The following is a 788-nucleotide window of genomic DNA, read 5'->3' as shown; positions in this document are numbered from 1 at the left end:
TCCGGTGGTAGGCGCCGGCGCGGACGCTCCCCCACGGGTCGAGCGGGGTCACCGGCGCGTCGGAGCCGAAGGCGAGCAGGACGCCCTCGGCGGCCAGCGCCGCGAAGGGGTTGAGCCCGGCGGCGCGGTCGGTGCCGAGGCGCTCGGCGTACATGCCCTCCGGGCCGCCCCAGAGCGCGTCGAACAGCGGCTGCACCGAGGCGACGGCGCCCCAGCCGGCCAGCAGCTTCGCCTGCTCGGCGGTGACCATTTCGACGTGCTCGAGGCGGTGGTGGCGGGCGGCGAGCGCGCGCTGCCCGACCTCCTTCTCGGCGAGCCGGAAGCCTTCGACGACTTCGGCCACGGCGGCGTCGCCGATGACGTGGAAGCCCGCCTGCAGCCCGGCTTCGGTACAGGCGGCCAGGTGTTCACCGATCCGGTGGGCGTCGAGGTACAGCGTCCCGGAGCCGTCGTGGTCGGCGTAGGGGGCGCTCAGCGCGGCGGTGTGGGAGCCGAGGGCACCGTCGACGAACAGGTCGCCGGCGAGGCCGCGGGCGCCGAGTGCCTTGGCGGTTTCGACGGCGCCGAGCTCGCCCCAGTAGCCGACGACCTCGGGGGTGCCCGGGCCGGCGAGGGCGAGGAGGGCGGCGAGGTCGTCGCGGCCGGAGATGTCGGGACCGGCGCACTCGTGGACGCTGACGATGCCCTGCCCGGCGGCCTCGGCGAGGAAAGCCCGCTGGGCGCGTTCGCGTTGTTCGGGGGTGATGCCGGCGCGCACGGCCGCGCGGACGGCGTGGTGGGCGGCGCGG

At 76.6% G+C, this 788-nt stretch carries 1 protein-coding gene; it reads right to left on the bottom strand.

Going from position 1 to position 788, the window contains the following annotated elements:
• Positions 1–788 (bottom strand): amidohydrolase family protein (locus G3I65_RS29450; RefSeq protein ID WP_160698986.1); only part of this gene is annotated, 788 nt, incomplete at both ends.

This window comes from Amycolatopsis sp. SID8362 (genome assembly GCF_010550475.1).
GTDB classification, from domain to species: Bacteria; Actinomycetota; Actinomycetes; order Mycobacteriales; family Pseudonocardiaceae; genus Amycolatopsis; species Amycolatopsis eburnea.
The sequence above is the reverse complement of the archived record's forward strand: the minus strand, read 5'-3'. Positions and strand labels throughout refer to the sequence as shown.